Origin of the sequence: Paenibacillus wuxiensis (assembly GCF_040195695.1) — a bacterium.
In the GTDB taxonomy this organism is placed as follows: Bacteria; Bacillota; Bacilli; order Paenibacillales; family Paenibacillaceae; genus Paenibacillus_B; species Paenibacillus_B suaedae.
Map to the genome: position 1 here is coordinate 108,220 of NZ_JBEFZI010000008.1, position 19,908 is coordinate 128,127.

Annotated in this window: 18 protein-coding genes; 1 reads left to right on the forward strand and 17 read right to left on the reverse strand. The window is 47.8% G+C overall.

The genetic code is table 11. The features are described 5' to 3' along the window. Positions 1-19: 19 nt before the first annotated feature. The 7 genes from desA to ABN764_RS19350 form a co-directional block, all read right to left on the reverse strand. Positions 20-1,078 (reverse strand): Delta(5) desaturase DesA, encoded by a 1,059-nt coding sequence (gene desA, locus ABN764_RS19320; RefSeq protein ID WP_174810740.1) that lies wholly within the window; start codon positions 1,076-1,078, stop codon positions 20-22. A 228-nt stretch (positions 1,079-1,306) separates the two neighbouring features. Then, positions 1,307-2,128: an alpha/beta hydrolase gene (locus ABN764_RS19325; protein ID WP_446672780.1), complete on the reverse strand. Its 822-nt coding sequence runs from the start codon at positions 2,126-2,128 to the stop codon at positions 1,307-1,309. Between the two features lie 79 nt (positions 2,129-2,207). Then, positions 2,208-3,230 (reverse strand): FecCD family ABC transporter permease, encoded by a 1,023-nt coding sequence (locus tag ABN764_RS19330; RefSeq protein WP_446672781.1) that lies wholly within the window; start codon positions 3,228-3,230, stop codon positions 2,208-2,210. Next, positions 3,223-4,230, reverse strand: coding sequence for a FecCD family ABC transporter permease (locus ABN764_RS19335; protein WP_446672782.1), 1,008 nt, complete (start codon positions 4,228-4,230; stop codon positions 3,223-3,225). Before ABN764_RS19335 ends, ABN764_RS19330 begins: the two co-directional genes overlap by 8 nt. Before the next feature lie 38 nt (positions 4,231-4,268). Then, positions 4,269-5,291 carry an ABC transporter substrate-binding protein gene (locus tag ABN764_RS19340; protein ID WP_446672783.1) on the reverse strand — a complete coding sequence of 341 codons (1,023 nt, stop codon included), beginning with the start codon at positions 5,289-5,291 and terminating at the stop codon, positions 4,269-4,271. 101 nt (positions 5,292-5,392) lie between these two features. Further along, entirely contained in the window at positions 5,393-7,024 is a 1,632-nt protein-coding gene (locus ABN764_RS19345) for an ABC transporter substrate-binding protein (RefSeq protein ID WP_446672784.1), read from the reverse strand. Positions 7,025-7,216: 192 nt separating this feature from the next. Further along, positions 7,217-7,525 (reverse strand): hypothetical protein, encoded by a 309-nt coding sequence (locus ABN764_RS19350; protein ID WP_174811436.1) that lies wholly within the window; start codon positions 7,523-7,525, stop codon positions 7,217-7,219. A gap of 174 nt (positions 7,526-7,699) precedes the next feature. Between ABN764_RS19350 and ABN764_RS19355 the strand changes: the two genes are divergently transcribed. Continuing rightward, a complete protein-coding gene (locus ABN764_RS19355) occupies positions 7,700-8,086 on the forward strand; it encodes a helix-turn-helix domain-containing protein (protein WP_021261022.1) in 387 nt (128 codons plus the stop codon). Between the two features lie 206 nt (positions 8,087-8,292). On the opposite strand, the gene ABN764_RS19360 is transcribed toward ABN764_RS19355, so the two are convergent. The 10 genes from ABN764_RS19360 to ABN764_RS19405 all read right to left on the reverse strand — a co-directional run bounded on the left by ABN764_RS19360 (position 8,293) and on the right by ABN764_RS19405 (position 19,891). Then, positions 8,293-9,243 (reverse strand): DUF4179 domain-containing protein, encoded by a 951-nt coding sequence (locus tag ABN764_RS19360; RefSeq protein ID WP_446672785.1) that lies wholly within the window; start codon positions 9,241-9,243, stop codon positions 8,293-8,295. After that, entirely contained in the window at positions 9,233-9,754 is a 522-nt protein-coding gene (locus tag ABN764_RS19365; RefSeq protein ID WP_446672786.1) for a sigma-70 family RNA polymerase sigma factor, read from the reverse strand. The genes ABN764_RS19360 and ABN764_RS19365 overlap by 11 nt, the downstream gene beginning before the upstream one ends. A 110-nt stretch (positions 9,755-9,864) precedes the next feature. Then, entirely contained in the window at positions 9,865-10,926 is a 1,062-nt protein-coding gene (locus ABN764_RS19370) for a Gmad2 immunoglobulin-like domain-containing protein (RefSeq protein ID WP_446672787.1), read from the reverse strand. 447 nt (positions 10,927-11,373) lie between these two features. Continuing rightward, complete coding sequence (locus ABN764_RS19375) at positions 11,374-13,476, reverse strand: ADP-ribosylglycohydrolase family protein (protein WP_446672788.1); 2,103 nt, start codon at positions 13,474-13,476, stop codon at positions 11,374-11,376. A gap of 100 nt (positions 13,477-13,576) precedes the next feature. Then, positions 13,577-14,737: an ADP-ribosylglycohydrolase family protein gene (locus ABN764_RS19380; protein ID WP_446672789.1), complete on the reverse strand. Its 1,161-nt coding sequence runs from the start codon at positions 14,735-14,737 to the stop codon at positions 13,577-13,579. A gap of 86 nt (positions 14,738-14,823) precedes the next feature. Beyond that, positions 14,824-16,278 carry an extracellular solute-binding protein gene (locus tag ABN764_RS19385; protein ID WP_446672790.1) on the reverse strand — a complete coding sequence of 485 codons (1,455 nt, stop codon included), beginning with the start codon at positions 16,276-16,278 and terminating at the stop codon, positions 14,824-14,826. A 112-nt stretch (positions 16,279-16,390) separates the two neighbouring features. Further along, positions 16,391-17,272 (reverse strand): carbohydrate ABC transporter permease, encoded by an 882-nt coding sequence (locus ABN764_RS19390; protein WP_021255373.1) that lies wholly within the window; start codon positions 17,270-17,272, stop codon positions 16,391-16,393. A gap of 13 nt (positions 17,273-17,285) precedes the next feature. After that, positions 17,286-18,188 carry an ABC transporter permease gene (locus ABN764_RS19395; RefSeq protein WP_446672791.1) on the reverse strand — a complete coding sequence of 301 codons (903 nt, stop codon included), beginning with the start codon at positions 18,186-18,188 and terminating at the stop codon, positions 17,286-17,288. 24 nt (positions 18,189-18,212) lie between these two features. Next, positions 18,213-18,521, reverse strand: coding sequence for a DUF4387 domain-containing protein (locus ABN764_RS19400; RefSeq protein WP_174809528.1), 309 nt, complete (start codon positions 18,519-18,521; stop codon positions 18,213-18,215). 2 nt (positions 18,522-18,523) lie between these two features. Continuing rightward, positions 18,524-19,891: an acyclic terpene utilization AtuA family protein gene (locus ABN764_RS19405; RefSeq protein WP_446672792.1), complete on the reverse strand. Its 1,368-nt coding sequence runs from the start codon at positions 19,889-19,891 to the stop codon at positions 18,524-18,526. Positions 19,892-19,908: the final 17 nt, after the last annotated feature.

Below are 19,908 nucleotides of genomic sequence, written 5' to 3' on the forward strand. Positions count from 1 at the left end.
TGATGCCAAGCCGTGCTCATTATTCCCCTTGAATCCCCGCTCTTGGCGGCTTGATAGAGCTTCTAATGCGGCCTGACTTCTGCAGCAGCATCTGCTTGTGTTCCTTGAAGCTAACAAATACCTTTCTCTCTTCATCCCATAGTCGGAATCGGAGCGATTTCAGGCTCGTACGCAAGGTGATCGTCGTTGCCTTCTGCAGCGGAATGGACGCATCATGCGCCTTCTCCAAATTGTAGTTCGGCACCTTCGGACTAAGATGATGCACATGATGGAAGCCGATATTGCCGGTAATCCACTGCAGCAACTTCGGCAGCTTGTAATAGGAGCTTCCTTCTACCGCCGCCTTCACGTAGCTCCATTCATCTTCATGCTCGAAGTACGTCTCCTCGAATTGATGCTGCACATAGAACAGCCAGATGCCAAGCATGCCCGACAATAAGAAGATTGGCCCTTGGATCATCAGAAATGCCTGCCAACCTATGGCCCAACACAGCAATGCATATAACACTACAATTCCAATATTCGTAATGTGCGTATTCACTCGTTCCTTCCGCTTCGCACCTTTAACATTGAAGCGATACGCAATCAGGAAGATGGCGATCGGCCCGATACAGAGCATGACCACTGGATTGCGGTATACACGATAAGCTAGACGCGTCCACCAGGAAGCCTCCTCGTATTCCTCAACCGTCAGCACCCACATGTCGCCAATTCCCCGCTTGTCTAGGTTACTGCTTGTGGCATGATGGATCGAGTGACTGTTCTTCCATTGCTGGTACGGTACAAGGGTGATCACCCCTGTAATCGTTCCCAGAATATCGTTTGCCTTCCGGCTCTTAAAAAAGGATTGGTGACAGCAGTCATGAAATATAATAAATGTCCGAATGACGAAGCCGGACGCCATGACCATGAACACGAGAGATAGCCAATAGGATACCGTAAGACTCGCATAAGCGGCATACCACAGAACCAAAAGCGGTAAAATCGTATTGCATATTTGTCGAATGCTCGATCGCATATCGATCTGTTCATAAGGCGCTACTTCCTTCTTCAAGCTAGTAAGCTTCGAATCGGCCATCGTGTCAGTTCCCCCTAAATTGTTAACGAACATAGGTGATATCGCATGAACCCATACTTAATTATCTTAAGTATAGAGAATCCGTGTCATCCGCAGTAGTCATAAACGTCAGATAAGGGACATGATAAATGTCATATATGTCACGTTAAAACATGCAAACATAGGCGGGCCGATCCGCAAACAAATAAGCAGCCTGCTGAAATAGGTCAGCAGGCTGCTTGTTACTTCTTATTTATGAAGCGCGAATCGGATTGCGCGTCCGATCAAGCCGGGAAGCACCGATAAGTGCCCTTCGCCGGGAAAGACGTGAAAATCTACGGATAAGCCGTTCTCCTCCAGCTGCTTCAAGCGCTGGTACATCTCCTCCGCATTATGAAGCATCCGATTCGGATGTGAGGCTTCCTCTTCCCCAACGGTCATGAGCAGCCGCACAGGGGTTGGATCAGGCTCTACAGTACGGTTCGCTGTAAATGCCAGCTCCGCCTCCAGCACGCAGCGATTGCTCCACCAAATAGAGGGGCTGCCCGCAATATAAGTCTGGAACAGATCTGGCTTCGTGAACATCGTATTCAGCGTGAATAAGCCACCGAGTGAATGACCGAACAAAGCCTGCTTCGAACGATCTATCGGATACGCCTCTTCGATTGCTGGCTTCAGCTCTTCCTCGATGAAGCGAAGGAAGTTGTCGCCGCCTCCAGTTGGCGGCCATTCCTCCCCGCCTGGTCTTGGCGGCAAGGATGCACGATCCGTTGGAGGTGTCAGTTCATAGAAGCGATCCGCAGGAAAGTTTCCTTCCGTCAAATAACCAATCCCTACAACAACCAGAGGGCCGAAGCCGCGAATGCCTCGCCCCTTCAACACACGAGCCGACTCCGCGCAAAGAGGAAATAACGCGTTGCCGTCGAGCACATACAGAACCGGGTACCCCTCCGAAGGAGCTTCGCCCTCGGGAACACTAACACTAATTCGATAATCTCGGTTCGTATGCGTGGAACCCATATTGTAAACCGTAGAACGCGGCAGCGTAATCGGTTGTTCTGCTATTTTCATGCTGGTTCCTCCCCCTATTGTGCGGAATGAATTCCGATGACTCTGCCGATGTCAATGTTATGTCTTTCGAACATCGGACCTATTTCGGAGCTCGATAGAGCAAGTAGATAAAATACGGAACGCCGAGCAGCGCCACAACGACACCTGCCGGCAATGATATCGGCGCAAAAATCGTTCTGCCGATATAATCGGAGATGACAACGATAACCATCCCGATTATTCCGCACACGGGTAGCATGCGATGATGACTCACACCGACCAGCTTCCGTGCAATATGCGGTGCGATCAAGCCGACGAAGCCAATGCTGCCGGATACGGATACACAAGCACTGACAAGACCAATGCTGGCTATGAGCAGTAAATTTGTCTCCCGATTGACTGCCACGCCAAGACTCATCGCACTGTCTCGCTCGAATTGCAGCAAGTCCAGCTTCCGTGACTTGAACCAAATGAATGGGACGCAAATGATGAGCCATGGCAATGCGGCCACAACGTAATGCCAGTTCGCATTCCACACGCTGCCTGACATCCACACCGTTGCCATCTCGAAGTCCTGCGGATTCATCTTCAATGAAATATACATAGACAATGCCCCGAGACCAGAAGCTACCGCAATACCAACTAAGATCAAACGCTGCGGATCAAGCCTGCCTCGATGCCATGAGAACGCAAAAATAAAGATAGCTGCCAGCAAGCCACCAACAAGTCCAAACAAAGGCATAGCCATTACTGCAAACCAATCTGTGCCGACGATCTTCCCTTGGAAGAAAAACATAAACAGTACGACTGCAGCTCCGGCACCAGAGTTAATACCCAAAATTCCTGGATCGGCAAGGCCATTTCGCGTAATGCCTTGAATAACAGCGCCTGCTATGCCCAGACCCAAACCTACCATCGCAGACAGTACTATGCGCGGCAGTCTGAACTCGAAGATAACAAGCTCATGATCCGGCTGCGGATCAATGCCCAGGATGGTATTGATGACATCCTTCACCGTCATATCGAAGACGCCATTTGTAACGCTTATATAGACCGCCGTACAGAACAATGCGAGCCCAACGCCAAATACAATCCACCAACGAAGCAATGAATCTCTATGCACGTCCTCCCCCTCCTTTTTTGCGAATGAGATAGAGGAAGAATGGAACCCCAATTAAGGCTGTTACTACACCGACTGGAGTTTCGAATGGATGGTTGATGAATCTGCTGAGTACATCAGCAAGGCCAAGGAACAATGCCCCCAGCAAGCCTGCACAAGGCACCGTCCACCGGTAATCGAGTCCAACCAGCATGCGTGCAATATGAGGAACAATTAAACCAACGAAGCCAATCTTGCCTGCCAGCGCTACCGAAATACCGGTCAAAATGACGACTGAAGCGGTTGCAAGCAGCTTTACAAAAAACGTCTTCTGCCCCAAGCCAGCCGCAACATCTTCGCCGAGCGAGAGTGTCGTAATTGATCTGGTGACAGACATCGCCAGAATAAATCCAACAATAGCAAATGGAATAACAAGCTTAATTAACTGGAGATCCAATTGATGGAGCCTAGCGTTATACCAGAAGCTGATATTCTGCGAAATTTGAAAATAAACGGCGATCGCAGATGAAATGCTGCTGAGCAGGGTTCCGATAACCGTTCCGACAATTGCCATCTTCACTGGCGACAACCCACCCGGAATTGTGGAGGCCAATCCCCACACGACAACGACGCCAAACAATGAACCTAATAACGAAAAGAAAATCATTTCGATGGATGACGCAGAAGGAACCAAAATCGTGCACAGCGTAATGACGAAGGCCGAACCATCAGATACCCCCATAATAGAAGGGGATGCAAGATAGTTTCTTGTCATCCCCTGCATCATGGCTCCTGATACGGCTAGGAACGCCCCGATCAAGAGCGCCCCTATTGCCCTCGGCATGCGCGAGTGCATAATAATTTGGTGATCTACATTGTCCGGATTGAAGTGGAACACAGCATTCCATACGGTATTCGCATCAATGTTCTTGGCTCCATAGAGCACGGATAATACGATGACCGCCACCATGGCAATTGGTGACAAGATCATGATTGCAATCGCCAATGCCTTCTTATTATGCATATCGTACCAACCTGTTGTTTATTATTTGAACATCTGAATTATTGGGACAGCTTATCTACTGCTGCTTCAAGGAACAAGAATTTGCTGAGCGCTGTGCCGCCTTGTGCGAGCGGATCCACAACATTGACGAACACTTTGCCGTTCTTCACCGCATTAACGCTCTTCCAGATTGGATTGTTCTCCAAATCCTCCAGTGCTTTCGGTGTATTCTTGTTCTCATCTGGAGAGAACTGAACGAACAGATAGTCAGGATTGATTTCCGAGAATTTCTCCAGCGAGATCAATTCTTGCGCCTTCGCTGCTTTCACTTCTGCGGGAGCCGTCAGACCCAAATCGTTATAGAGGGAAGCATTAAAGAAGACTCCCTCAGGGTAGATCGCCAGATCGCCCTTACGAACACGAACCGCCAGTACCTTCTTGTCCTTCAGCTTATCGCCGAACTTCGCTTTCGTCGCATCTAAGTCGGCTTTATACTTGTTCAAAGCCTCTCCCGCTTCTTTCTCCTTGCCTGTTAGTTCTGCCAAGAGCTTCAGATTGGCTTCCCAGTTCGTAGACACGTGTGATACCGGAATGGTAGTCGTAATTTTTTTGAAGTTCTCGATAGCCTCTGGCTTGAACTTCGTAGAAGCGAGGATGACGTCAGGCTTCAGCTTCAAGATGCCTTCGTAATCCGGCTCCATCTTCTCTCCGACCGATACGGCTTCCGTTGTCGCTTTCTTGAACAAGTCAGGGAACTGCCCGCTTACACTAATTGCACCAACGGGCTTCGCGTCAAGTACAACCGCATCTTCCATGGACTCCATAGAACCAGAAATTACGATGCGAATTTCCTTTTTAGCAGGGATCGTATACGTTTGATCCAAATACGTAATTGTTTTTGTTTCGCCGGATGGTGCCGACTCTTTATCTTTATTGTCTGTGTTAGACGCTGCAGGTGCAGTCGTTTCCGTGCCTGAACCGTTCTTCGCATCAGCGCCTTCTTTCGCGCCACCAGCACCGCATGCTGTCAAAGCCAGTGAAAGTGAAAGCAATAATAACCCCTTAGCCATCCATTTGTTCATTTATTTCTGAACTCCCTTCGAACGTTTCAATTGATAATGATTATCACTATTAAATGATAGAACGTTTGCCCCGAATCTCCAATGGATAAATTCCTGAATTGTTATGGACAATTTCCAGATAGCAATTGAAGCATCGTATCCATCATTCGTTCCATCGCGATCGGAGAATACTCGACCCAAGGATCTGTATGTATCAGATGAACACGTTGACGACGCACAGCACTAAGCTGCTGCCATCGCCAGCTTTCATGCAGCTGCTCCCAAGCGGCTAACGTCTCACTCTCTTGGCAGACGTTGACGAGCAGGCGATCTGGATTGATTAGGGCAAGCTGCTCCAATGACAGCTCCATGTTATAGACTTGCTCTGGCCATTGGAATGCCTGTTGGAGCTGCAGATTATCGAATACAACCTCTGCAATTCCACGATTGCAATATGCATAGATCTGCTTTCTCAAAATTCTAACGAAGAGGAAGGTCTCATCCTTCACGCCAGATGGAAGTTGTTCTCTTACCCAATCCACTCTGCGATCATACTGAGCAAGCCAATTCGCAGCCTCCGTCTCTTCCCCAAGCAGCTTCGCTGCATGCATTAGCTGCTCTCGCCAATTCCTCGTACTTGGAACTTGACAGACATTCCCTGCCTGACCAAGCTGCTCTTGCTCCTCCTCGGCAAGCCCATCTATGCTGACAATTACATCCGGCGCCGCCTCGTGCAGCTTCATAATGTTCGCTTCCCAGTGCTCATTGACACGGTACGCACTGAGATGAACAGGAATATCATAGCGATATTGATCGTAATAGTATTTCGTCCATTTCGGGTGCAGGGGCGCAGCATAGGGAATAATATTGAGCGCCAGCAGATAGCCAGCTACTCCAGTTCCGTATGCAGCAATTCTCTTCCTGCGGCTCTTCATATAAACCGAAGGGGAAACACCAACCATCTGCTTGAACTTCCGGCTGAAATAAAACTCATCCTGATATCCAACCTGATGCGCAATATCTCGCAGCTTCACATCAGATCGATTCAGGAATTGCTTCGCCTTATTCATTCGCAGTTCTGTCAAATAATCGTTTGAGCTGAGGCCAAATGTCTTTTTGAATAAATCGACGAAATACTTCGGACTTACTCCTGCAATGGCTCCCAATTGCTCGATCGACAAGCTGTCACTGTAGTGCAATTCCATGTATGCCTTCGCTCTCTCAATTGAAGAACTTCCATGATCAGTGTGGTTCGGCTTCTTATTCAGCAGCGTATAGATAAGCTCCTGGAAGGCATATTGAGCACGGAATCGTTCCTGAGCACTCTCGCTGCCATGCATGCGAACGACTGCATCGCACAGAAGTGTCAGTTCTCCTGCTGAAGTCACCGCAATTGTCTCCTGGTGTTCGATTTCCCGTTCATCATGCAAGGGATGAAGCAGTGCTCCTTCCTCTGCTTCTCTATACATATCGAAATAAAAAAGATAGGCCTCTATGCCATCTTCTGCTTCTGATTTCATGCCGAATGTATGAGCAGGGGCGAACCAATACGCACTTTCACGAGACAAAGAATATTCCTTCTTGTCCAGCTGTACCGTTCCATGCCCTTGTGTTGTAATGATCAACAGATGTGTACTTGTCCACTGTTGGGCGGATTGATAGCCCTGTACATCCTTGCGGTATTCTGCTGTACGCAGTTTATAGATCGCTTCATTCCAGGAAATACGACTGCTGGAATGATTCCGTTTATTCATCGTTTTCATACTGCCTCCTACTTTATATAGAAGAAATCGGTGAGCATAATGAATCTATCTTTATGAATCTATCCTCCTTCTCATCATAATTGATAATGATTATCATCGTCAATATGGCTATGAATGAAACCAATACAAAGAGCCCAACAGTTCCTACTGCTGAGCTTGTCTAACCTGATGACATTGTTCTTGCTAGTTCATTGGGAGATGGCTATTACTCATCGCCAATTCTTCCTCTGACTTGTTCAAGAAGATGAGCATCTTCAATCCATCCTGTACACCCTTTGCATAGATCCATCCCATTTGCATAGAAGCCATCTCGTTCTGCACTTGCATCCATTCCTTGTGCAAGCTGCGCCCACTTCGACCTAACTTGCGCTGAATCGAATGCTCCAATTCATCTAATTTATTCTGCAGTATTGTTATTTCCGGAAGTAGCTCGACTTGTGTCCTAAGGAATTCCAATCGTTGCTGCAAGGTATCTTTTACCCAATCAGACATTTTTTCTTCCTCCACATCGATTACTAAACTGATTACGGAAATGCAATTATCCATGATTCATATCATTTTCCATATAATAGTTCCATTATAGTATAACATTTATCTTTTTGTTATGTTATAGTGATATCTCATTTTCCTCTACGATTCAATAACCTCTAAACTGAGGTGAACATCATGTCAGATTTGCTTAAGTTTGTTGGCGAACAGCTAAGAATGATTCGACTCGCAAAAGGATTAAGCCAGGAGCAAGTTGCAGAAAGAACGGGAAAAGAGGGCATGAGCAAGTCGCGGATATCCGATATTGAATCCGGGAAAGTCAATGTAACCTTGAAGACATTGGAATCTCTTATGCATGCGCTGGATATTATGCCTAGTGAACTGTTTGACTTCCAGAAGCTCGGCATCGAGGATGGCATCGAAGACAAGCAGATGCTTCTTGATCTACATAGAATCACGCTCATGGAAAGATCGATTGATGAGGTCAAGTATGTGGTTCGAACCACAAAGGATTTCCTTAACACGATGGATGCTAAAAGTTCCAAAGGAAATAAGCGTTCCTAAACTTTAGACAAGGCATTCGCGGCACACAAACATGAAGAATGCTTGATCATTTGCATACCATTCCAAGCAACTGAAGAACCCGCCATTCTCGGCGGGTTCTTCAGTCTGGACATCCATTTATTCATATCTCGTAAAGGGTCACCTGCAACTGTCATTACATTACAAGAGGAACGAAACTCTATCTATCCTCTGGCATAACCGAGCAGCTATGTAGCAGGGATCATCTTAGGAAGCTGCATATACTCCCTTTGTTCCACATACCATTCCTCACTGGTTCTGCCCTGCTCCTTCAGCTTCTGCAGCATGCGATGAGCCTCATCTTCTGAAGCGTAGTACCCAACTTCAACAAAATACTCTCCTTCTCTATCTTTCAGAATTCGTACATTCTCCCAATCGAACAGCGCTTCTTCTGCAGTGGCTTGAGCAGAACCAAATGGGTGTGAAGCGGTTCGTAAAGAATAAACGGGCTGGCGGCCTTCATCGCCCCTGCTCACAGGAGTGATGATGATGACAACCTGTGCCGGATCTCCATATTCCCGCACCTCATAGGTGACGGTCTCATTAAATGTGACATTAAATCGGATGGTCGTATCGTCATAAGTTATTAGCTGGTAAGCATCGTCGATGTACCTGCTGTTCTTCAATGTTGCCAAGTCTGTCAATGCGGAAAAAGCACGCGCGTCAAATACGGAAAACGTCATCGTATCAGGGTATTCTGAGAATTTCACATTGAACAAAGTTGCCTTCTCTCTGGCCTTATTCTGTTCTGAGGTTTTTGTAAAATTCAGCATAATTACATCGCTATTGCCTTGCTGACGCAACGAAATTAAGCTAACATCCGTTCCACCCTGCAATTCTCCGCCTCTGGCGCTGCCTTGATTGAACTGCAATATTTTCACGAGTCTGCCGAGCACTGGGATCTCTTCGATCTGCTTCGCAAAAGCAGGCATCGTATTCACACTAATGACGAACAGCACCAATGCAGCAGCTGCGCTTGCGCCTACTAGCTTCAGCCAGCGATTTCTTCTCTTCTCCTTAACGTTTTGCCGTTCACGCTTCCCTCGTTCAATCGCCTTCAGTGTAACTACAGCAAGCTCTTCTGGTATTTCAATATCATCATAAGCTTGTTTTAATTGACTAAGCTCTTTATTCTCCATCGTACTCACTCTCCCCAAGATTCAACTTTAGCTTTTGCAGCCCACGATATAGAATGGATTTCACCGAACTAAGCGGTGCATCCATTACCTCTGCAATTTCTTTGAGCGGAATATCTTCAAAGTATCTCAACATAATAACCGTTTTCGTTTTTTCATCAAGCCGATCCAACGCCTCGTACAAGTCCAGCGCTTCCTCTCGCCCCGCTTGGGTGTAGCTGCCTTCATGCTCTTTATCCAAATACACAACCTTCTTGGATTTGCGGATATAATCCAATGAACAGTTAACTGCAATTTTAGTCAGCCATGTACTGAAATATTGCGGCTGTTTTAATTTGTGTATAGATATAAAGGCACGATATACCGTCTCCTGTACGATTTCTAATGCATCCTCTTTATTTCTCACATACGTGTACGCCATCCGATAAATACTTTCTCTCTTCTCTTGTATAAGCAACGTAAAGCTATCCTCGTCGCCAGCAATCGCTTGTCTTGCCAAATCGGTTTTATTCACGCGGCTTCGCATCCTCCTTGTGCATATGTAAAAGCTGATTGAACACGATCCATATAACAATCCCGCAGCGCCAACGACACTGCGGGACATTTCTAGAACTTATGATTTTCTTATTTTACTGGTATAACCACGCTGTTGATCTTTTTACCTGTCGCTTCGTCGATTTCGAACAATTCAATGGTAAGCGATTGTTTACCAGACAGCTTGCTCACTGGAACCGAGATCTTTTGTGTAAATGTTCCCCATTCTGGGCCACCCTTCGTTGCTGTTCCGAAACCTTTCGCAACTACTTTATTTCCTTGCTTGACAGCATAATTATAATTCCCCTCAAACACTCTTGCTTCGCCCTTAATCGTGTACACGACAGAGGAAGAAACTACTTTTGTATCACGAAACATCTTAGCTTGTTTCTTTTCTTCTGTCTTTGTCAATGGGATCGCTATTTTATGAATCGCATTTCCTGTCTTTTGATCGATTTCGAACAATTCAAGTGACAGTGTCGTACCGTTCGTCATTTCAGCTACAGGAGCATTAATTGTCTGTTCGAATGCCCCCCACTCTGGCCCGCCTTTGGATGCTGTTCCAAAGCCCTGAGTTACTACTTTATCTCCATGCTTCACCGCGTAATGGTACGTACCTTCATGTACGTTTGCTTCGCCTTTTACCGCGTATGTCACAGCAGTAATTATAACCTTCGCATCACGAAACGCTTTATTTCCCTTTTCTTCACCATTTTCGTTCATAGGGAATTCTAGTTTGTTCATAGGCTCGCCTGTTGCTGCATCTTCTTCATACAATTCAAGTGTCAGTGTCTGGTCAGCAGATAGCTTGCTTTTGGAAATTGTAATATCTTGCGAGAATATTCCCCATTCTGGGCCACCCTTCGACGCTGTTCCAAAGCCCTTCGTAATTTCTGTATCGCCTTGCTTAACTACATATTGAAAATTTCCTTCAAATACATTAGCCTCGCCTTTTACTGTATATATAACATCTGTCTCTTCTACCTTAATGTCGCGGAACATGTTTTGTTGCAGTTTTGCTAGTGTTTGCTTCTGAGCTATCGACTTTGTATTCAGCTCTACTTGACCAGCCCAAGTTGTATTCATAAACCCAGCAAATGCAGTACCTGCCAATAGTGTCGCTGTTGCAATTGCTATTTTTGTCTTCTTCATCGTTGTTTATACTCTCCTTATGTTTGGCGTGAGCCTAGACTGTGTGTTTGTGTAGCTTCATGAAGTTTACAAAGGTTAGACCTACGAGGAATGCAAAAAGACGCAGAGTATATAATGGAAAATCATTCATGATTATTCAGCGTGTTTTGCCGTCCCACTTTCAATCCGCGATTCCCCTCATATTCTTGCGATTATTCTATAGAAGACAAAAAGAAAGACCTTAAGGGCAATCTCCCTCAAGGTCGAATATGGTCATAAGAACTAGCACTTCACTTCAAGCGTATCTCATTCTGCCTACAAGCTCAGCAAGTGTTGGAATCGCATCCTCCTTACTCCTAATCTCTACATTGGTATACAAGCCGCATTCTATTTCGTTTGGCGTGAAATGCGCCTTGTTCGCATAACCATATCCATATTGGCACTGCCGATTACGATTATGCTCATCGTTTACAGCTCCGTTATTGTCAGTTTTCGATAGTAGGTTCTAGCTGCACCGAGCGTGCTTACTCCATACATGCCATAGCTCCACGCATCATCCTCGTGCTGCAGCAATTGCTCGCCATTGATGCTTAGTGTAAGGGTACTGCCCTCTGCGGTTAGCTTGATGTCGTACTCCTGATTCAACTTCCATGGGTAGGCACAGCTGGCAAGCTTCTTGTAGCCAAAGTCATTGGCGTATAAAGACACTTGACCCTTACCGTCCAGTCCCGCATGGTATCCGCGCATGGCGCCTTGAGCCCGAATCGCAACAAGATGTGAATCGCCGCATTGCGGGTTGAGCGTAACCTCAACCGAGTAATCTGTCGCAAAATAATTGCCTGCATAAGACTCGCTAGGCTCGGCTGTCATCACGTACATGCTGCCATCTACCAAGCTCCATGCCCCTTGATTGTGAGCGAATGGGGTTACACAGCCGAAGCTCATCGCCTGCTTGTGGAAGTCAATTGTGTAGGCCGCCTTGCCGTAAATCCGGAATTCGTCAATGAAGATGCGTCCAAGGCTCTTCGGCTTGCGCGTAGAGTCTGACTCCAGAACGATGCCAACTTCATCAATCAATTCTCCCTCTTCTGGAATGACAAATTCCACATCGATCCACTGCTCGTTCACAAGCTTGCGGTAACCCTGTACCAAATCCCGCTTGCTCTTCGCCAAACGCACATATGGGGCAATCGTCATCGGCGCATTGCCGCCCCACTGATCAAGGTAAATTTTCATCGATACCGTTTGACCTGAATAAGCCTTCGGCGAGAAGGTAGGCGAATAACGCTCATCGTTGAAGTCATCCCGAGTGTAAAATGACTTGTAGAACACCTTCGAGCTCTCACCGCGAGTCATGCGATCAAATAGCACCTCAAGCGATCCCGTTCCTTGGTACGCCTGTTCTGTAGAATGCTTTAGGCGGCAGAAGAATGGATCAGATACGCGCATATTATGTGTTGAGCCTGGCAGCTCGAAGTCAAAATGGATTTCGTTCTCCTTGCAGCTGTCCAGCAGCTCGGGCGGGCATGGCACATTGGCCAAGCGATAGCCCAGAATCGCCAGTTCCTTCGCATAAGTAGGAATATCAAGAATGTTCAAATAACCCGAAATGCCCGACATGACGATACCGTCATTGATCGGCGTGCGATAATGTTCCCCGATTCCGCTTAAGCCGCAAGCTACCCCAAGCACCGTTCCAACATTGCCAGCATTGCAATCCGTATCCCAGCCGCACATCGTCGCGATTTCGACAGTACGGTTAAAGTCGCCCTGTCCGTAGATCATGGACAGCACACATACGCCTGCATTCGGGATGATATGGCATACACCCGTATATTTATCGTAGCCCCAATCCCGCTCCAGCATCGCGCGACATGCTCTGAAATCGTCCGGATGCTGTTCATAGAAGGCGAGCACAGCACGCGCAACCTGCGCGTAGAGGGAATCGCTTGGAATTTCCGCTAGACCTGCTTCAATAATGTCTTCGATGTTCGCTGTCTCGAAAGCCTTCGAGATCGCCGCACAGAAAAATCTCGCGCCAAGCACACCCTCACCATCATGTGATACTCTTGCCGCTGCTTCGCCAAAGTCAGCCGCCTTCTTCGGATTGCAGGGATTCACAAGTCCCCATGTATCAATAAAAATCTGACCGCCAATCTGTTCGGCAATAATTTGTCCATTCTGCTCAATCGAACCAGATTGCGGAGCGGAGATTCCTTTTTTCAAATTGATATACGCGGTATGCTCAGTGCTTACGCCATATCCGCCCCACCAGAACATGCCGATGCCTTCGCGAGAATAGTTGAGCCAAGCACGCGCCACATCATTTGGCGTAATGTCACGATCCACCGCATCATCATAGAGTGCACGGAGGAAATAATAAGGGCCGTTGGCATCGTCATCTGCCGCAAAGTTTTTAAAATCCTTCACATATCCCGTAATCTCGCCATACGTATTCTGAATTCGCTCATAGGTCCAAATTGTCGGCTCTACCGGCGCTCCGAGCCGAATCCCGATATTCATTCCCAAGTAACCTGCATAAATCTTCTCTACATAATTGTTCGGTATCATACAATCTGTCACCGCCTCTAAGTCGTTATTCTCTTGCATGTTATGAAGTAAGAATGTTAGAACGTAAGAACGTTTTCCATTTTCGTATGCTGTAAATGAGTTACATCATCTGATCTATCATTTGCTCTCTTTTTCGATGTAACTGGGCATCCGTGCCAATGATCGCGGTTGCCGCTTCCATGAATGCTTCGCAGTGCTGATCGATGCGCTGCTGATTGATGTCTTCGAGTGTAGCTATCTCTTCCGCAGGTATTGCCTGCACGCCTTGCATAGCCCCCAGAATAGCGCCGATCATGACGCCGATGGAATCCGTATCGCGCCCCGAGCTGACCCCGTCCTTGACCGCTTCCAGCAGATTGCCCTCGTGCAGCAAGATATAAGCCAGTGCAAGCGGCAGCTCCTCGATGGCGAACAATCGGCTTGGCGTGTAGTGATTGGATGGGATGCCGATCTTGTGTATGCTCCGATGCACATCGTCTCCCATTGGTGAATAGCGCGCGAGCACTTCATGGAAGGAAAGAACGATTTCCTCTCGATCCTCCTTGCGGGACTGAAGAAGAAGAGCCGTCTCGCAAATGTCATGTATCGCCCGCTTCGTGCCGTCCTTCGCATAATGCAGCGCCGTATCCGCTATATCATGTACGGTCGCTCCCGGCTCCATTGCCTTCGCAACACAGCATGCCATTACGCCTGCCGCCTCGAGGCCGTAGCTGAGCTGATGCCCGGATGCGAACAGAATCGCCTCATCATAGGCTCCCTTCGGATTGCAGGCATTCACGATGCCGATCGGGGAGATATACATGGCTGCCCCGCAGTTGACCATATTGCCGTACCCGCCTTCGCGCGGTTCACAATTCGCGAGCACATGCCGATTGAAAATATGCTTCTCGGGATAGAACAATCGATCCATAATGAGCGCTTCCCGGCCGAATTCCGGAATATACCGTGGCCGAAACGCAATCTCCTTCACGAATTCATTTGCCATATCATAGGCATCCAGGTGTCGGCGTTCCGTAACATATACATTCATTAATGCGAGCGTCATTAACGTATCGTCGGTAATAATGCCTTGGCCTCTCATTCTCCCCTGCCTCGCTGCCTCCGGCCAATCCGCCTTCCACCATTTCGTTTGCGTTGTTTCCACGCGCCCATACTTCTCTTTAATTTCGCTGTACGTCATTTTCTCTACGACAGCACCCATTGCATCCCCATAGGCTGTTCCGTAGATTGCTCCTTGTACTCGCTGCGCAAAAGAAACCATCCCGTTTCTCTCCCTCCTGCCTGAAGAGCGAGGCAGTCGCCTCGCTCCCCGATATCCAGTCTCATACGCTCTAGCTTTCGAGCTTCCTATTTGATCGTTTGATTCGCGTACTCTGTAATTTCCTTGCCACCGGCATCATTCCACGCCTGCACGAACTTGTCGAAGTCAGCTGCCGATTTGCTGCCCATCACGATGTTCGCTGCGAATTCCTTGTACAGCTCATTGCAGGCGTCCCATTTGCCGGCAAGTTCGGCTGGTATTATGAAGGCATTATCCTTGCTCGACAGAGAATCAATCATCTCCAGTGACTTCATTGCCGGTTCAGACAGGTATGGTGTCGCAGGATCGAATTCATGTTCCGGCTTGAAGTTAATCGTAGAGCCGACGAATAGCGGATACCATTCCGCGAATTTGTCCTTCAGCTTGATTTTGTTGTTAACGATCTCATACTCTTCACCTTCAATGCCGAGCTTGTCGAGCATTTGCCCCTTCGGGCTAGCCAAATATTCGAGTACAGCAAAAGCCAAATCTTTATGCTTGGACACTTTGCTTATCGCAAAGCCGCGGCTTTCCTTGCTGACATCGATCGGCAGGTAGCCTTGCGCCTTGCCTTTCGCTGGCGGGAGAGGCATTACCTTGGCCGACGCTCCATTCTGAGACGTCATTTTGTTATTGTACAGGTCGATCACCTTGCCCTGTGTCCCTGCGATAATGGCAGCTTGTCCATCATAAAAAGCTTTTTCCTTCGTATCCCATTTCTTTGTTAGAAACTCTGGATCAAGCAAACCTTCCTTATACAGCTTGGCATAGAACTCCAGCTTGTCCTTTTCAAATGATGTAGTTTTGCCGAATGCGTATTTCCCGTCCGCGCCCTTAATCCATGTCGAGGTCAAACCGAATGCTTGTGCGAACATCACATCAAGCTCATCAAGATTGCCCGCTGTCGTGTAGGCAAATTTGGCACCATTCTTTTCTTTCATTTCTTTGAAAAAATGATAATAGTTATCTATGGATGGATTCGCGAGCAATTCCTTGCCTGTTGCCGACTTATCGAACCAGTCCTGGCGCATGACCGGAATTTGGCTGCTTGTTGGCGACAGCCATACTAAGTACGGATAGTTTTTCGTGCGTTCTTGATTGAACACGTTCATGGATGCTTTGACATGGGTGGATTGTTCAATGTAAGGGGTAAGATCTTCAAGGATTTGCTGCGTGATGGCAAATGCGTAATCCCCGCCTTGGAAGTACATAATGTCCGGAATCGTGCCGCTTTGCAGCAGTAAGCCCAGCTTCTCCGAATAAGTTCCGCTCTGTACGGGAACGACCTCCAGCTTAATGTTCTTTCCTTCTGCCTTCATGCCTTCCTCAATCCCTTTAATCACCCTTGCATCAGGCGGCAGATCCTTGCCGACAATTGATATCGTGACTGCCTCTTGTTCGGATGATGATTGTGCATCTCCCGCATCCTTCGTTCCACTGGAACCACACGCTGTAGTAAGCATCATCAAGCTGGCAAGCATAAGGAAAATCATTTTTTTCATTGCATTTCCTCCCCCATATTTATAATCCTTTGTGTTCATAGATGGTTTTCAGCACTAAGAAGGCTACTGCATTTTTTGAACAAAATGCATTTCTTTGATCACAATAGCTTGTTTATTCTTTCACTCCGCCCTCCATCACTCCGCTTGTATAATGTCTCAGAATGACAGGATAGAGGATAAGAAACGGGATAATGGCAATGACGATCGTCGCTGCTTTCAGGGATGAGAAATCCAACTGTGCCACATTACTGTTTTTCAGCAGATCGGCTGTGCCGATTAAGGCCGTGCTGTCCCGCTCCACAACGAACTGCCGAAGCAGCACTTGCAATACGGTATTGTCGCGACTCGATAGAAAAATGCTCGATTTGAAAAATTCATTCCACTTGGCAACCGCATAGAACATCCCGATTGTCAGCAGCGGTATGCGAGCCAGCGGCAGGACGATTTTGACGAACATTCGAATATGTCCGGCACCGTCGATTCTCGCCGCCTCGATAAGGGAGTCCGGGATCTCTTCAAGGAAACGCATCATAATGATCAGGTAGTACACATTGATCATCCGGTAGAATACCATAGCCCATAAGCTGTCGAGCAGATGCAAATCCTTAATGACCATGTATTCCTGCACGATCCCCGGTTCGAAGATCATAATAATAATGAGGAAAATCATAATCGGCGTCTTGCCTACTAAATGTTTGCGGGTCAGCACATAGGCCGCGAGTGTGGTAAAGATAACGCTGATGCATGTACCCGTAATTGAAATAAACAAAGAGTTCAACAGCGCCTTGCTGACCAGTGCATTGTTGAGCACAACTTGAAAGTTAATAAGGGAGAAGCCTTGCGGCCAGATTTCATAGCCCCGCAGCATATGAACCTTGTCTGGATTCGACAGCGCTCTGGCAATCAAGTTCATGATCGGGATGAACATCGTTAAGACAAGTGCTGAGAGGATAAGGCCGATCAGCATTTTGGATACGGTTATTTTATTTCGCAAGATGCATCCCTCCTTACCAGGCGCCTTTGTTCGTAATTTTTTTCGATATAAAATGAGTCGACAGCACAAGGATGACCCCAATTAAGCTCTTGAATAAATTCGCTGCCGTTGCAAACGAATATTGGCCATTAATGAGACCAACCCGATACACGTAAGTATCGATGATATCGATCTTGCTGTTGACCGAATCGTTCGTGAAGTTCAATACTTGATCCAGCCCGGCATTCATAATGAAGCCGACATTGAGAATGAAGATCGTGACCATCGGAATATACAAATGCGGAAGCACGATCCGCGTTACAATATGCCAGCGGCTCGCCCCATCTACATATGCCGCTTCGTACAAGCTAGGACTGATTCCCATGATGGCAGCAAGATAAATAATCGAATCCCATCCGATGCTGCGCCATGCCTCACTCGCCAGCAGAACCCAGCGAATGCTGCCCTTGTCAGTCAGAAAGTCATGCGCGGGGAAGCCGAACACTTGAATGAGCTCATTAACGGCACCTGTCGATGGGGATAAAAATTCGAACCATATCCCTGTAATGACGACCCACGATAAAAAGTGAGGCAAATAGGAGATAACCTGAACCGCCTTGCGAAAGCGCCCATTGCGGAATTCATTAAGCATTAATGCGAACAAAATGGGCAGTGGGAAAAGCAATACCAGCTTCATCCCACTAATGATGAGCGTATTCGCCAGAACATTCATAAAGATGGGTGTACTGAATAATTCGCGGAAATATTTCAAGCCCACGAACACATGGTCACCCAAAATGCGATAGTCGAAGAAGGCCAGCTTCATTCCGATAATGGGCCATATATGAAAAATGAGAAAATACGCAATACAAGGCAGCAGCAGGAGATAGAGCACTTTGTCCGCCCACACCCGCTTTAATTTCGAAGCCGCTTTCATTTCCACTCACCTCCGGGCGGTTGCTTAGCTGATTTCCAATTCCATGAGCGGCGCATGCTGCTGCGCTCCATATACATCCCGATCGAATACGGTGCCTGAGGACACCTGTCTGGCGAACGTAATTTTGAAGCCGAGCGCTTGGTCGAAAAACACAAGCTGCGTAATATGTTCAAGCGGGATTTGGTATAACCTGGATACCGTCTCTTTATTCATTCGACCAGACTGCTTCATTTTGTAATAGAGCTCCGGTTCTTTGAACAAGACGTCTATCGTAATCTCGAAGGGCCCGCTATTTTTGCTTCGAAATACGGCCGCAGCGTCATATAGCTTCATGACTACACCTCTGTATATTCGTTCTTGAACATCTCCAGCCCATCCGCAACCTCCATCAAGTGGTAGACGGAAAATTCATAAACGTCGCCGAACGGCACGTCGCTCGGTGCAAATGGGAATGCTAGATTGCCAGCCGTCGACTTTCTTCCCTCATACCCGTAATGAAGGAAGGTGGAACGGGCCGAGCTGCAAATCGCATTCGCCAGTTCCTGCGTCTTGGCAGTTACCTCGATGACGACACCGAGCTCATGAGCAGGTGCCCGATTCGGCTCCAGCTCTCCCAACACGCCATTCAAGCCATAATTAATGAAATGAATGTGGTAGTCTTCCCTTGAAATTTCATCGTAGTACTCATACACCTGCTGCTTGACCAGTTCCTCTACCTCTTCAATCCGTGCAATAAGGAGCGGATCGCGTACACCGGCAATGACGAAGGTACGGCAGGCCACCTTCATAGCGCCTTCCAGCTTGATTTTGTACACCGGAGTCTCCGATATTCGACTGCCGCTTACTTCTACACTGCCATCACCAAGCTCCGTGAAGATGCAATGCTCCAAATCCAGCGTCAGACCTGGGCCGTGCAAAATGTATGGATGATCCTTCTCATAAAACGTGTGGGCGGCAACCGACACGGCTGTGCACTTGCGCACCTCGCTAAGCGGCTTCACGATAAAGGAATCCGGCTGCAATATGCCCAGCATGCAATCCTTAGTCGTACCCGGTTCAGCCGACAGCGCGGCGCACTCTAGTATTTTCCCCAAATGATAGGCAAGCGCAGTATCGAATCCATGTAGCATGGCAACTGCCGCAAATGGAGACGGATCATAGGCCCGTCCGCAGATCACAATATCTGCTCCTGCTTGAAGCGCCTCTACAATGGGCTCATGCCCCATCTGCGCCACGATGTTCGTCGTTGCCGCCAAGCGCTCCTGAGTCAGCGGCGCAACCGTCAGGCCTAATGGCGCACACTGCCCGGCATCCAGCTTCGCAGCAACCACCTCGTGAGGAATGTCTGCCCAGATCGTGGCGATTTTGATGCCTTGGAAGCGATGCTCTTCAAGGATCTCCATGATGATGGCCTGTGTCCATTCCACATGTACCTTGGCGCCGCTGCCCCCGGCCGATCCGATGATGATCGGAATCTTCGCCTGGATTCCCGCGTTGATCATAATCTCCAAGTCCTTCTTGCAAGCCTGCTTGCTGACGATTGCAGTTCCCGCACCCAGCTTATGGGGACCGGCATCCGTAGACCCAGCGTCTACGACAATGGCATCCGGATGATGCGCCATACCGTTCATGAACGAGGCCCTTGGAAAGCCATAGCCCAGCATCCCGCACGGGGCCAGGATTTTGAATTGTTCTTTTGTCATAGGTACCCTCCACCATC